The 12,840-nt window shown below is 62.4% G+C and carries 16 protein-coding genes; 8 read left to right on the top strand and 8 right to left on the bottom strand.

The window, feature by feature from the left end:
- Positions 1-36: 36 nt before the first annotated feature.
- The gene (gene yghU, locus M3P21_RS07690) at positions 37-915 is read right to left on the bottom strand and encodes a glutathione-dependent disulfide-bond oxidoreductase (protein ID WP_249708393.1); all 879 of its coding nucleotides are present in this window, start codon (positions 913-915) and stop codon (positions 37-39) included.
- Between the two features lie 258 nt (positions 916-1,173).
- Between yghU and M3P21_RS07695 the strand changes: the two genes are divergently transcribed.
- The gene (locus tag M3P21_RS07695) at positions 1,174-1,695 is read left to right on the top strand and encodes a YHS domain-containing (seleno)protein (RefSeq protein WP_249708395.1); all 522 of its coding nucleotides are present in this window, start codon (positions 1,174-1,176) and stop codon (positions 1,693-1,695) included.
- Positions 1,696-1,909: 214 nt separating this feature from the next.
- Positions 1,910-2,887, top strand: a complete 978-nt coding sequence (locus M3P21_RS07700) for a Hint domain-containing protein (RefSeq protein ID WP_249708405.1) — start codon at positions 1,910-1,912, stop codon at positions 2,885-2,887.
- 81 nt (positions 2,888-2,968) lie between these two features.
- Here the strand turns inward: M3P21_RS07700 and M3P21_RS07705 are convergent, their stop codons facing one another.
- Positions 2,969-3,541, bottom strand: coding sequence for a GcrA family cell cycle regulator (locus tag M3P21_RS07705; protein WP_249708407.1), 573 nt, complete (start codon positions 3,539-3,541; stop codon positions 2,969-2,971).
- A 126-nt stretch (positions 3,542-3,667) separates the two neighbouring features.
- Here M3P21_RS07705 and M3P21_RS07710 point away from each other — a divergent pair, with 126 nt between their 5' ends.
- Positions 3,668-4,471, top strand: coding sequence for an ABC transporter permease (locus M3P21_RS07710; protein ID WP_249708409.1), 804 nt, complete (start codon positions 3,668-3,670; stop codon positions 4,469-4,471).
- A 6-nt stretch (positions 4,472-4,477) separates the two neighbouring features.
- Here M3P21_RS07710 and M3P21_RS07715 read toward each other — a convergent pair whose 3' ends face one another.
- Positions 4,478-5,362, bottom strand: coding sequence for a DMT family transporter (locus tag M3P21_RS07715; protein ID WP_249708411.1), 885 nt, complete (start codon positions 5,360-5,362; stop codon positions 4,478-4,480).
- 311 nt (positions 5,363-5,673) lie between these two features.
- Between M3P21_RS07715 and M3P21_RS07720 the strand changes: the two genes are divergently transcribed.
- From M3P21_RS07720 to M3P21_RS07735, 4 genes are all read left to right on the top strand, one after another.
- The gene (locus M3P21_RS07720) at positions 5,674-6,861 is read left to right on the top strand and encodes an aspartate aminotransferase family protein (RefSeq protein ID WP_249708421.1); all 1,188 of its coding nucleotides are present in this window, start codon (positions 5,674-5,676) and stop codon (positions 6,859-6,861) included.
- A 78-nt stretch (positions 6,862-6,939) separates the two neighbouring features.
- The gene (gene argF / locus M3P21_RS07725) at positions 6,940-7,866 is read left to right on the top strand and encodes an ornithine carbamoyltransferase (protein ID WP_249708423.1); all 927 of its coding nucleotides are present in this window, start codon (positions 6,940-6,942) and stop codon (positions 7,864-7,866) included.
- 132 nt (positions 7,867-7,998) lie between these two features.
- Positions 7,999-8,337: a hypothetical protein gene (locus tag M3P21_RS07730; RefSeq protein WP_249708425.1), complete on the top strand. Its 339-nt coding sequence runs from the start codon at positions 7,999-8,001 to the stop codon at positions 8,335-8,337.
- Between the two features lie 44 nt (positions 8,338-8,381).
- Complete coding sequence (locus tag M3P21_RS07735) at positions 8,382-8,864, top strand: copper chaperone PCu(A)C (RefSeq protein ID WP_249708427.1); 483 nt, start codon at positions 8,382-8,384, stop codon at positions 8,862-8,864.
- Positions 8,865-8,937: 73 nt separating this feature from the next.
- Here M3P21_RS07735 and M3P21_RS07740 read toward each other — a convergent pair whose 3' ends face one another.
- Positions 8,938-9,636 (bottom strand): NAD-dependent deacylase, encoded by a 699-nt coding sequence (locus M3P21_RS07740; RefSeq protein WP_249708443.1) that lies wholly within the window; start codon positions 9,634-9,636, stop codon positions 8,938-8,940.
- A 45-nt stretch (positions 9,637-9,681) separates the two neighbouring features.
- Here M3P21_RS07740 and M3P21_RS07745 point away from each other — a divergent pair, with 45 nt between their 5' ends.
- Positions 9,682-10,128, top strand: a complete 447-nt coding sequence (locus tag M3P21_RS07745) for a low molecular weight protein-tyrosine-phosphatase (protein ID WP_249708445.1) — start codon at positions 9,682-9,684, stop codon at positions 10,126-10,128.
- Here M3P21_RS07745 and M3P21_RS07750 read toward each other — a convergent pair whose 3' ends face one another.
- The 4 genes from M3P21_RS07750 to M3P21_RS07765 all read right to left on the bottom strand — a co-directional run bounded on the left by M3P21_RS07750 (position 10,129) and on the right by M3P21_RS07765 (position 12,602).
- Positions 10,129-10,749, bottom strand: coding sequence for a class I SAM-dependent methyltransferase (locus M3P21_RS07750; protein ID WP_249708447.1), 621 nt, complete (start codon positions 10,747-10,749; stop codon positions 10,129-10,131).
- Positions 10,746-11,711, bottom strand: a complete 966-nt coding sequence (locus M3P21_RS07755) for a LysR family transcriptional regulator (RefSeq protein ID WP_249708449.1) — start codon at positions 11,709-11,711, stop codon at positions 10,746-10,748. Before M3P21_RS07755 ends, M3P21_RS07750 begins: the two co-directional genes overlap by 4 nt.
- Positions 11,712-11,859: 148 nt before the next feature.
- Positions 11,860-12,171 (bottom strand): hypothetical protein, encoded by a 312-nt coding sequence (locus M3P21_RS07760; protein WP_249708451.1) that lies wholly within the window; start codon positions 12,169-12,171, stop codon positions 11,860-11,862.
- A 152-nt stretch (positions 12,172-12,323) separates the two neighbouring features.
- A complete protein-coding gene (locus tag M3P21_RS07765) occupies positions 12,324-12,602 on the bottom strand; it encodes an acylphosphatase (RefSeq protein ID WP_249708453.1) in 279 nt (92 codons plus the stop codon).
- Between the last annotated feature and the right edge of the window lie 238 nt (positions 12,603-12,840).

A 12,840-nucleotide genomic window follows, 5' to 3' on the forward strand; every position in this document is an offset into this window, starting at 1 on the left:
AGGCGCGACCGGTCAGGGCCGCGCCAAGGGGGCAGATTATTCTGCCGCCGGTTCCAGTTTGTCCTGCGTGCGATGCTCGAAATCGCTGGCGTCATGGCGCTCGTGCAACTGCCTATGCGGCTCGCCAAAGGCCCGGTTGACCATCCGACCACGGCTGACCGCTGGGCGCGCGTCGATCTTCCTGGCCCAACGCAGCACGTTTTCATAGCTTTCCACATCCAGGAATTCCGCCGCATCATAGAGACGCCCGAGCACCAACTGCCCGTACCACGGCCAGATCGCCATGTCGGCGATGGTATAGTCATCGCCCGCAATAAAGTCCTTGTCGGCCAGTTCACGCTCCAAAACATCGAGCTGACGCTTGGCCTCCATCGCGAAGCGGTTGATCGGGTATTCCCACTTCTCGGGCGCATAGGCATAAAAATGGCCAAAGCCGCCGCCCAGATACGGCGCGCTGCCCATCTGCCAGAACACCCAGTTCATCACCTCGGTCCTTGCCGGGCCATCCTTTGGCAGGAATTCTCCGAACTTCTCGGCCAGGTGAAACAGGATCGAGGCGCTTTCGAACACCCGCAGTTCGTCCTTGTCCGAGCGATCCAGAAGGGCGGGAATTTTTGAGTTCGGATTGACCCCGACAAAGCCGCTGGAGAACTGGTCGCCTTCGCCGATATCGATCAGCCAGGCATTATATTCGGCACCGGAATGACCCAGCGCCAGCAACTCCTCCAGCATGACCGTGACCTTCACGCCGTTTGGCGTCGCCAGCGAATAAAGCTGCATCGGGTGATCTCCGACCGGCAGGTCCTTGTCATGGGTCGCACCGGCGATGGGCCGGTTGATGCTGGCAAAGCGGCCGCCGCTTTCGGCATCCCAGGTCCAGGTCTTCGGAGGGGTATAGGTCGATTGATCGGTCATCAGCAGGTCATCCGTTTCTTGCCGGGCATAACCTGCCCGAGACCCGCAGCTAATACCGCGATGGCCAAAGTCCAACCCCCGGCTGTCGCATAACCCGCCATATTGAAACATTTCGGCGGATGGCGCTCACGAATTCTCGTGCCATGTCACAGCGCCGCGAGCGGGGCTTCGCAGGGGCCGCAAAGGTACTATTGTCGGTGTCACGCCGGTGATGTGCCGGCATCTGATCGAGACACAGCCCCTCAGAGGACCCGCCACATGAAACGTTTTGCCCTTGCTCTTGCGACCGCCGCCACCACCGCTCTGACCCTTCCCGCCTTTGCCGGACCGCAATTTATAGACGACACAGGCTTTGCTGTATCCGGCTACGATGTCGTGGCCTATCGCGCCCTGCCGCAGGGAAATGTCGGCGAGGCACAGCCCGAAGGCGTCAAGGGCAGCACCGAATTCACCGCCGAATACAACGGCGCGACCTTCGCCTTTGCCAATTTGGAAAATCGCGACAAGTTTCAGGCCAACCCGGCCTATTACGCGCCGCAATATGATGGGCATTGCGCCTATGGCGTCTCGCGCGGCGGCAAAGTGCCGGGCAATCCGAACCTGTGGCGGATCGTGGATGACAAGCTGTTTCTGAATATCACGCCGAACGTTGTTATGTTCTGGGAAGAGGACATTCCCGGCAATATCGACCTGGCACAAACCAACTGGCCCGGCATCGAAGCGGACACCGCATCAACCAACCCGATTCCAAACTTCGAGTCAGCGGCCCCGGTCAAATAGCAGACTTGTCGTTTCCCAGGCGACCTCGCAAGCGCCCGGTTCGCGACCGGGCGCTTTTTTGTGGTTTGGCAACACTGCTTGCACCTGGTGGCAGGTCCCGATTGTGCGTTTGCGATAAGAGTGTAGTCTGCACGGAGGGGTCAGAAGGTTTTACCGTTTGGCCATAAAGACCGGGTAACGTTATCTTCCAGCAACACTCCAATGGGTGGCGGACATGAAGAAGCTAACCATATACGAGTTGGACGGTGATCCGCTCAGCAACACCAATGTCACGGTGCTGAACGCGTTTCAGGTCGATATCATCGATACGGATGACTTTCTTCAAAACCCCGACGCGGATGGCAACCCGCAATTGGATGTAAGCGGCGTTCCCGGATTCATCGGGAATACAACGTCGTTCCAGGTTTTCGAGACCTATAGCGGCGATGTCGGTGGGAATCCGGTGACTTTCACGCTTCTGCAGTGGCAGGGCACGCAATATATGATCCTGACCGCAGGTTCGGTGGACGTTGGCGAGACGATCGCGAACACCAACAACAACATCGATCCGGCGGGGCCCTCCGAATATGATACGCTGCCGGATTTCGTGTGTTTCGTCGCGGGCTCGCTGATTCTGACCCCGGAGGGGGAGCGCCGGATCGAGACACTGAAACCCGGTGACGCGGTCATAACCGCCGACGGTTCCGCCAAGCAGGTTCGTTGGGTAGGCAGGCGGCGACTGACCGCTGCGGATTTGCGGCGCAATCCGCATCTCAGACCAGTGCGAATCAAAGCGGGCGCGTTCGGGCCGGGATGCCCGGTGCGTGACCTGAAGGTCTCGCCGCAGCACCGCCTGTTGGTCACTGCCGCCGAGCTGGAAATCTGTTTCGGAGCGCCTGTCATGCTTGCCCCCGCCAAGGCAATGGTCGACGGAGTGCGGGTCAGTCATGACCCTGCTGAGGCCGGAGTGGATTATGTTCACATCCTCTTCGACCAGCATGAATTGGTGCAGGTCGAAGGGATTTGGTCGGAATCGCTCTATCCCGGGGATTGCACAATCGACGCCATGCCGGAGCAGTCTCTGCGCGAACTTGATGCGCTTTTTCCCGATCTCAGGGCGACCGCCGGATCGGTGGTCTTTCCGGTTCTGAAACCGTTCGAGGCCAATATCTTCAAGACCAAATTGCGGGTGTGCGAGCCTCGGGTTCGCTGACGCGCGGCACGGTCCCGCGAAACGCAAACAGCCCGCGCAGGGTCGGGCACGGGCTGTTCGGCGTATTTCTGCGGTAGCGTCTCAGCGGCGGCGGTCGCGACGGGCGCTCATCGGCTGGAAGGCCACGCCCACATGCGCCTCGCAATAGGGTTTGCCCTGCTGGACCGGCAGGCCGCAGAACCAGAAATCCTCGGTGGCGGGGTCGCCCACGGGCCATTTGCAGGTGCGCTCGGTCAGTTCCATCAGGCTGATCTTCTTGGCTTTTTTCTCGACTTCATTGACCTTGGCCAGCGCCTCGGGGCTGATTTCATTGGCCGAAGGTTGCGGCGGCAGCGGCTGGCCGGCCGGAATGATCTGCTTGCGCGGCGGCAGCGGTTTGACCTCGGCGGCGGCGGCAGGTTCGGGGGCCGGGCGCGCCGGTTCGGTCTTGGGTGCCGGTTTCGGCTTGGCCTCGGCCTTGGGCGCGGGCTTTTCCTTTGGCTCGGCTTTGGCGGGGGCGGCCCCGCCGGTGCGGTTGGACAGGCCCAGACGATGCACCTTGCCGATCACGGCATTGCGCGTGACACCACCCAGTTCCTTGGCGATCTGACTGGCCGACTGACCCTCGCCCCACATTTTCTTGAGCAGTTCCACACGCTCGTCTGTCCAGGACATGGCTTGCCTTTCAAAGCGGGAAAGCGGCCCCTGACGGCGCCGCCTTCGAAATATTACCTGACGCCCTATTCTAATCACTGCCGCCTGAGTTACAAGGCAGATCGGCATCAGATTCGGAGCCAGACCATGCACGACCCTTCAGCACTTGGCGAACGCCGCTTCGGGCGGGTGAACTGGCTGGGCCTCTATACGCTGGCACAGCGCGAGACGATCCGCTTTCTGTCGGTCTGGACGCAGACCATTCTTGCGCCGCTGGTGACGGCGGGGCTGTTCATGCTGATCTTCTCGATCGCCATCGGACCGGGGCGACCCGATGTGATGGGTGTGCCGTTCCTGACCTTTCTGGCGCCGGGCATTCTGACCATGACGGTGATCCAGAACGCCTTTGCCAACACGTCATCCTCGGTGATGATTTCCAAGGTGCAGGGCAATATCGTGGATACGCTGATGCCGCCGCTGTCGGCGACCGAGACCTTGTTGGGTTACCTGGCGGGCGGCATGGCGCGCGGTGTGCTGGTGGCGCTTGCCATCGCAAGCGGCATGGCGCTGGTACTGGGCGTGGTCCCGCATCACCCACTGCTGGCGCTGGTTTTCATTGCGCTGGGCTCGGTCTTCATGGGCGCGCTGGGGCTGGTTGCGGCGATCTTTGCCACCAAGTTCGACCAGATGGCGGCGATCACCAATTTCATCGTTACGCCCCTGGCGTTTCTGTCTGGCACTTTCTATTCGGTCCAGGCTCTGCCTCCGGTGCTGAACGTGATCACCCATATCAATCCGGTTTTCTATCTGATTGATGGCGTGCGGTTCAGCGTGATCGGCGTCTCTGACAGCTCTCCTTTGCTGGGTCTTGCGATCTGTCTGCTGGCGGCACTGGCGGTCTGCACCCTTGTCTGGCGGATGCTGCACAGCGGATACCGCCTCAAGGCGTGAGGGCGGTCAGGCCCGCGCCAGCCGCGCCTCGCGCAGGGCCAGCAGCAGCGCGCCCGCGACAATGATCGCCGCGCCGGTCAGGCTGACTGCATCGGGGATCACGCCGAACACCGCAAAGTCGATCAGGGCGACAAAAACCAGCGTGGCATAGCTGAACGGTGCCACGAAAGACGCATCTGCCCGCGCCATTCCATTCACAAAGCAGAACTGCGCGCAGGCCATCAGCCCACCCAGGCTGGCAAGGGCCGCCCATTGCGCGCTGTTTGGGGACTCCCAGACCGGCAGCACCGCGACCGAGGCAATGGTCAGCCCGATGCAGTTATTGACCAGCAACACCTGAATGGGCCGTTCGCGCCCCGAAAGCGCCTTGATGAAGATCAGTTCCAAACCGATCACCACCGCCGCCGCCAGGGCGAGCAATGCGGCGGGCTGAAAACTGGACGGTGCCGGGCGCAGCAGCACCAGCGCACCCACCAGCGCAATGCAGGCCGCCAGCCAGCGAACCGGTCCGACCCGCTCGCCCAACAGCGGAATGGCCAGCAACATGCCAAAGACCGGATTGAGGAACGAGATCGCGGTGGCGTCGGTAACCGGAATATAGGCCACAGCTGCAAAGATCAGCGTGATGCCAACCCAGCCACAGCTGGTCCGGCCCAGATGCAGCCGCCAATGCACCCGGCTCAAGCGGGGCCGCGTCGTCAGCACCACGCTGGCGACCAGCAGGAACGCAAACAGGAACCGCCCGTGGCTGACCTGCATCGGATGCAGCGCCGGGCCAAGCGCGTCCGTCCCAAGCGCCTTGGCCAGCAGGGTCGTGCCCGCCAGAAAGACCGAAGCGGCGACGATCAGCAGGGCCGCAAGGGCCGGGTTCTGGCGGGGGACATGGATCATGCGCAAGCCGTGCGGCAAGCGGCAGCCCGGCGCAAGCGGAAAATACCCCCGCATCTGGGGCACACCAGTTCAGGGGCAAAAGACCAAAAGGGGTTTCCAAACCCGCTTTGCTTCGTTATGCAGCGCGACATGTTCAAACGCACCCATATCCGCTTGCAGCGACGCCGACGCCTGACCGCGTGATCCGGCCCGTTTGAACCTGCGCCCTGTTTGGCGCACCCTTTCACCAAATCAGTTGACGAACCCGGCCCCGGTGTATCACTCATGTGTTTCACGCGCCTGGGCCTACCTTAGATGAAAAGGATGATCCGATGATCCCGTCCGTTCTGCCGACCTATAACCGTGCTCCGCTTGAGTTTGTGAAGGGCGAAGGCGCCTGGCTGATCGAAGCGGATGGCCGACGTTTCCTTGATCTGGGGGCGGGGATCGCCGTGAACGCACTGGGCCACGCCCATCCGGCGCTGGTCATGGCGCTGACCGGGCAGGCGCAGAACCTGTGGCATGTCTCGAACCTCTACCAGATCCCGCAGCAACAGGCCCTGGCCGACAAACTGGTGGACGCCACCTTTGCCGATACCGTCTTTTTCACCAATTCCGGCACCGAGGCCTGCGAATTGGCGGTCAAGATGGCGCGCAAGCATTTCCACGACAAGGGCCAGCCCGAGAAGGTCGAGATCATCACCTTCGACGGCTCGTTCCACGGCCGTTCTTCGGCGGGTATCGCGGCGGCGGGGTCAGAGAAAATGACCAGGGGCTTCGGCCCCCTGCTGCCGGGTTTCGTGCATCTGAGTTTCGGAGATCTGGACGGCGTCACCAACGCCATCACCGACACAACCGCCGCGATTTTGATCGAACCGGTTCAGGGCGAAGGCGGCATCCGCCCGGTGCCTGATGCCGAGATGAAAGCCCTGCGCCAGATTTGTAACGAAAACGGCCTGCTGCTGATCCTCGACGAGGTGCAATGTGGCGTCGGTCGGACCGGCAAGCTCTTTGCCCATGAATGGGCGGGGATCACCCCGGACATCATGATGGTGGCCAAGGGCATCGGCGGCGGCTTTCCCCTGGGCGCGGTGCTGGCCACGGAAGAGGCGGCATCGGGTATGACCGCAGGCACCCATGGTTCAACCTATGGTGGCAACCCGCTAGGCTGCGCGGTGGGTTGCGCGGTGATTGACCATGTCGCCGACCCCGAATTCCTTGCCGAGGTGAACCGCAAGGCGGGTCTGCTGCGTCAAAAACTCGAAGGGCTGGTCGCCGATCACCCCGAGGTTTTCGACGAGGTCCGCGGCACCGGCCTGATGCTGGGCATCAAATGCAAGGCGACCAATATTGACGTGGTGAATGCAGGCTATGACAATCAGGTCATCACTGTCCCCGCCGCCGACAACGTGATCCGGCTGCTGCCACCGCTGACCCTGAGCGAGGACGACATCGCCGAGGCGCTCACCCGTCTCGACAAGGCTGCGCTGCAGGTCGAAGCCAGCCTCGCATCCGCCTGACCCTTCTTCTGTTCCAAAATACCTCGGGGGTGTGGGGGCTGGCCCCCACCTGCCGTCACCAGCCAAAAGCGAAACGCAATGAACCACTTTCTTGACATCCACAAAACCGACTCCGCGGCCCTGCGGGCCATGATCGATCAGGCCGGGGCGATGAAAACGGCCCGCATGGGTCAGCCCAAGGCCGCGCTGGATGCAGACCAGCCGCTCAAGGACCAGATGGTCGCGCTGATCTTCGAAAAGCCCTCGACCCGCACGCGCGTGTCCTTCGACGTCGGCGTGCGCCAGATGGGCGGCCAGACCATGGTGCTGTCGGGCAAGGACATGCAACTGGGTCATGGCGAGACCATCGCCGACACTGCCCGCGTGCTCAGCCGTTATGTGGACATGATCATGATCCGCACCTTTGATGAAACCATTCTGACAGAGATGGCTGAATATGCCGATGTGCCGGTGATCAACGGGCTGACCGACCGCACCCATCCCTGCCAGATCATGGCCGACGTTCTGACCTTCGAGGAACATCGTGGGCCGATCGCGGGCAAAAAGGTGGTCTGGACCGGCGACGGCAACAATGTCTGCGCCTCGTTCCTGCACGCGGCAGGACAGTTCGGTTTCGATTTCACCTTCACCGGCCCGGCCCAGTTTGATCCGGAAGAGGAATTTATTGGCTTCGCCCGCCAGAAGGGCTCGAAAGTTGTGACCGAGCGCGATGCGTTCAAGGCAGTCGAGGGGGCCGATCTGGTGGTGGCCGACACCTGGGTCTCGATGCATGATGCGCAATCGGCCAAGGAACGCCGCCACAACATGCTGCGGCCCTATCAGGTCAATGCCGAGCTGATGTCCCACGCCAAGCCCGACGCGCTGTTCATGCATTGCCTGCCCGCGCATCGCGAAGAAGAAGCGACATCCGAGGTGATGGATGGCCCGCATTCGGTGATCTTTGACGAGGCCGAAAACCGGCTGCACGCGCAAAAGGCGATCATGCGCTGGTGCCTCGGCCTCTGACGCGGTCCCGGGGCTGACCCGCCCCCCGACAGTCAGTGGGGGCGGGTCAGTGCGGCGGATTGTTTCAAGGCCGGGATTCGGCTTGCGCGGGCGCGATTGCCCTTTCATACCGGGCTGCGAATGGGACACCCTGTGCGCATATCTCTTGCCTTTGTGATCTCGGCGCTTCTGGCGCTGACCGGGCAGGGGCTTGCCATGTCGCGAGGGGTCTCGGCTTCGGTGGGACAGATGGTGATCTGCACCGGAACCGGGCCGGTCATGGTCTATGTCGATGAGGACGGCCAGCCCACCCGACCGCCACATTATTGCCCCGACCACGCGCTGTCGTTGCTTGGAGCGCTTGGGTTGACCGAAATGGCACCCGGTGTGGATTCGGTCCCCGCCTCTGATCGATTGCGTATTTCCAAGGCGTTGGAGGTGCAATCCCGGATGCGGACGACGCTGGCGCGGGCGCCACCTGCCGTGATCTGACACCCCATCCTCAGATATCAGATTTCAAAACAAGGAGAGACGACATGTCTTTCAAATCTCTGCTCCTGTCCGTTCCTGCAATTGTTGCCATGACCGGCACCGCGATCGCGGGTGGTATCAGCGTCGAAGATGCTTACGCCCGGTCGTCGGGTAAAAGCGCCAAAGCCGGCGCGGCCTTTATGGTGATCGTGAATGAGACCGATCAGGATGATCGCTTGATCGGCGTTGCCGCTGACATTTCGTCGCGCGCCGAGTTGCACACCCATCGCGAAAGCGGTGATGGCGTGATGCAGATGATCCATGTGGAAGAGGGCTTTGAGATACCGGCGGGTGAGAGCCACGCTTTGCAGCGGGGCGGCGATCACGTGATGTTCATGGGGCTGACCCAGCCGATGGAACACGGCGATACGGTTCCTGTGACGCTGATTTTCGAGCGGGCGGGAGAGGTGCAGGTTGACATCCCTGTCGATCTGGAACGCAAACCCGAACATGGCGGCATGAAGCACCAGACCCACAGCGGCGGTTGAACCGGGGACGCGCGGGCTCGGGCCGCGCTGCGGCCGTCGCCCGCACGTCGGTCCGGGGCCTTGCCCGGACCGGTCAGCGCCCTTTGGTCAGTAACCTGTCCACCCAAGCGGGGACTGCCCTGGTCGCGGGACCGGTCAGTACCTGATCGAAGGCCGAGGCTCCGTCCGAGGGGGCGAGGTTGATTTCTACCGTTGCGGCACCGGCGCGGCGGGCTTCCTGAACGAAGCCTGCCGCCGGATAGACCTGACCCGAGGTGCCGATTGCGGCAAAGAGATCGGCGCTTTCCAGGTGATCGAATATCTCGTCCATGAAATAGGGCATCTCGCCGAACCAGACCACATCAGGCCGCCCGGCGGTGGCCTGGCAGACCGGGCAGGGCTGTCCGCTTTGCATCTCGGGCTGGGCTTGCCAGCGGTGATCGCATTCAGCGCAGAGCGCGCCCGCCAGCGTGCCGTGCATGTGGATCACGCGCTGGGATCCGGCGGCTTCGTGCAGGCTGTCCACGTTCTGCGTGACGATCACCACGTCGCCCGGCCAGTCTCGTTGCAACCGTGCCAGCGCTTCATGCGCCGCATTTGGTCTGGCTGTGGCCGCCTGCACCCGGCGCGCGTTGTAAAAGGCGTGTACGAGTTCGGGATTGCGCGCGAACCCTTCGGGTGTGGCCACATCCTCGATCCGGTGCCGCGCCCAGAGGCCATCTTCGTCGCGAAACGTGCCCAGCCCGCTTTCTGCGGAAATTCCTGCCCCGGTGAGGATCACCATCTTTTCCATGTCGGTCTTTCTGGTCTATTTCTGTCCGGCAAAGGAGCCGTGCCCATGACCCATCGTATCCTGTTTGTCTGTCTTGGAAACATCTGCCGTTCGCCCGCCGCCGAAGCCGTGTTTCGAGCGTTGATGCCCGAGGCCCATACCGATAGTGCCGGAACATCGGATTGGCACGTGGGCAAGCCACCCTATGCGCCGATGCAGGCGGCGGCCAGGGCGCGCGGGATCGACATGTCGGATTTGCGGGGACGCCAGTTCTCGGGCGCGGATTTCAAACGGTTCGACCTGATCATTGCCATGGATGCAAACAACCTGGCCGATATCGAGGCGCAGCGCCCTGTGGGACACGCGACGCCGGTGCACTTGCTGACCGATTTTGCCCCCGAAACCGGTATGGATCACGTACCCGATCCCTACTACACGCGCGATTTCGATCAGGCGCTTGATCTGATTGAGCGGGGCGCGCGGGGTCTGCAACACTCCCTGCGAGGGGGATAATCAACCCCGCTTTTGCGCCAGCAGCACGGTCATTCCATAGCACTCGGGGTCCTGCCGGGTGAAGGCCACGATCTGCAGACCTTGCTCTGCGAGAATGTCGGCATATTCCCGTGGCGACAGGCTTGCGTGATACACCGGGTCATTCCCGACTTTACCGGCAACCTCGCCCGCTTCGGGCCCCACCGTCAGCAACAGCGCACCGTCTGTGCGCAGGTGACGGGCCAGGCGCGGAAGCACGTCCCGTTGTTCAGCCTGCGTCAGGTGGAAAAAGCTGTTCCAGCCGATGATCCCGTCAAACTGCCCGGCCAGATTCAGCGTCCGCATGTCACCTAGCAGCCAGTCCCCTTCAGGGTGCCGTTGCCGGGCGATGCGGATCATGGCATTCGAGGCATCGATCCCGACGACACGGTGCCCCAGCCCCAGGAAATAGGTCGCGATGGGCTCGCCGGATCCGCAGCCAAGATCCAGGATGTCGGCCCGATCGGGCAGCAGCGCGCCGAACCGGTCGAGCCAGGGCCTTTCCTCCAGTGTCCGGGGGCGCGCGCGCACAAACCTTTCGGCATTGCGTTCATAGACCTGCTGCGTCCGCCGCGCGAGATCCGAGAGCGCCTTGCCACTCATCCCGCGATGACCTTGAATTGATCGCCCAGCCACGGCATCTGCGCCACCGCCGGGTCGATCATCTGGCTTTGCACCAGCCGCCGCATCATCTGCGCCACATCGCGCGGCACGGTATCGGCCCAATCGGCCCCGGCGAAGAGCGAGATGGTTCGGGCAAAAGGCGCGTCCGGCAGGGGGAAGGCCTCGATCTGATCATGGAACCGGCCCGCCCGCATGAAGCCCAGCGGCGTGGTCACCGCCCAGCCCAGACGCCGCCCGGCCATGGCCATCAGCGCCAGATGCGAGCCGATCTCGAAACGATGTTCGAAATGCAGGTTCTGGCGGGACAGATAGCCCTCGATCTGATGGCAGATCAGCTGCTCGTCAGTATAGCGCAGCAAGGGCAGGTCACGCAGCTGGTCGAACACAGACATATCGTCCGAGATCATGCCCCTGGGTGCCACCACCATGAACGGGTCGCGGACCAGCGGGTATTCTGTGACACCCTCAAGCGGCTCGCCGGGGCTGGCGGCCACCGCGATATGCAGGTCCTGTGCACGCATCGCCGCGCTGATCTCGCGGCTGGGTGCCGTGATCAGCTTGAACCGGCATTGCGTCAGGCTGTTGGCCAGCATGGTGGCCAGGCGTGGGGTCAGGTCGTTGTCGAAATCGTCGATCAACCCGATAGACAGCGTGGTCAGATGGCTCAGGTCCATCACCGTCAATTCGCTCTGCGCCAGCCGCAGCTCACCCAGCGCTGCCTCGGTGCGCGACAGATAGGACCGCCCCGCCGGGGTCAGCCGCATGGGGCGCTTGCCGTGATCCACCAGATCGACGCCCAGCGCTGTTTCCAGATTGCGCAGTTGCTGGCTGACGGCGGGCTGGCTCAGCCCGGTGGCCTCGGCGGCCTGCGCCACCGATCCGGTCCGCGCCAGCGCCTCGAATACTTCGAGGCCGCGCAATGTCACGCCTTTGGTCAGCATGTTCTCTTCGCCCACAGTTTCCGGTTTTCTTAACCTTTGGCGCGCACCCGTCAAGAAAATCCGGCGGGTGGGCGCCGAGTGTATAAGTTTTGCGAAATCAGATCGGCAATCAGGGAAAAGGCCTCGCCCTGTCCACCCTCAGCCCCGGTCAGCGGCAGGAATTCTGCGCTCGCGCGCCAAAGGCCTTGTAGCGCCGCCAGAGCCGCTCATCACTGCTGCGGTCCGACATGCGGATTTCCTGCGCCTCATGCGGGTCCGAGAACCATTTGGCCACTTTGCGCCGCTCCGACGCGCTGAGCGACTGGTTCGCCACCCGCTGGATGCAGTTGCACAACCGCGTATTGGCGGCAGGCCGGTCAGAGGCCCGGCACGCCTTGCTGATCGCCCCGGCTTCCGCAGGCAATGGTGCCATCGCGACCAGACTGCCCGCACATAGTATGACTGTCAGAAATTTCTTCATCTCGCACCTCAAACTTCACGACGGAGTTTGCCCCCATTCGAATTAACAAAGAGTATGTCGCAAAGTGATTCGCCGATCAACGCCCTTGTCGCCGCAGGGGTGTCATCTTGGCGACAGGAAGCGGCCCTGTAACGTGCAACGACCCGGGCAGTTCACCGCAAAACAACAAACCCTTGTGTCGTCGGAGCGGATGAAGCTCGAACCTCTACCGCATCGACCCGCGCCGCAGGCGGCCTTTTGTGCAAGAGTGCCACCATCTCGCTGACTCGCTCTGCAGGCCCGGACAGGCAGGCCATAACCGACCCTTCAACCTCATTGCGGACCCACCCCTCCAGCCCCAGCCGCAGCGCTTCCTGCCGGGTCCAACCCCGAAACCAGACGCCTTGAACACGCCCGGTGACTGTTGCGGTGACGGTACGGGTGATGGTCATTGCAATTGTCCCTATCAGGCTCTTGCTAACAGTAGCAGCCTATCCCGGCGGGGGGCCACATCGGTGTAACGCGGCTTGATCCCAGATTTCCAACGCGTCGTCCCGAGGGCAGTTTCACAGACCATCCTGAAAAACCCTGATGCGGCCCGAGCGCGCATCAGCAATCTTCATCGTATCATCTTATGCGCCCTTGTTCCCAAGGCCCGATCCCGCTTGACCAGCCTCGCGTTCCCCTCCA

Origin of the sequence: Ruegeria spongiae (assembly GCF_023502395.1) — a bacterium.
Classification (GTDB): Bacteria; Pseudomonadota; Alphaproteobacteria; order Rhodobacterales; family Rhodobacteraceae; genus Ruegeria_C; species Ruegeria_C spongiae.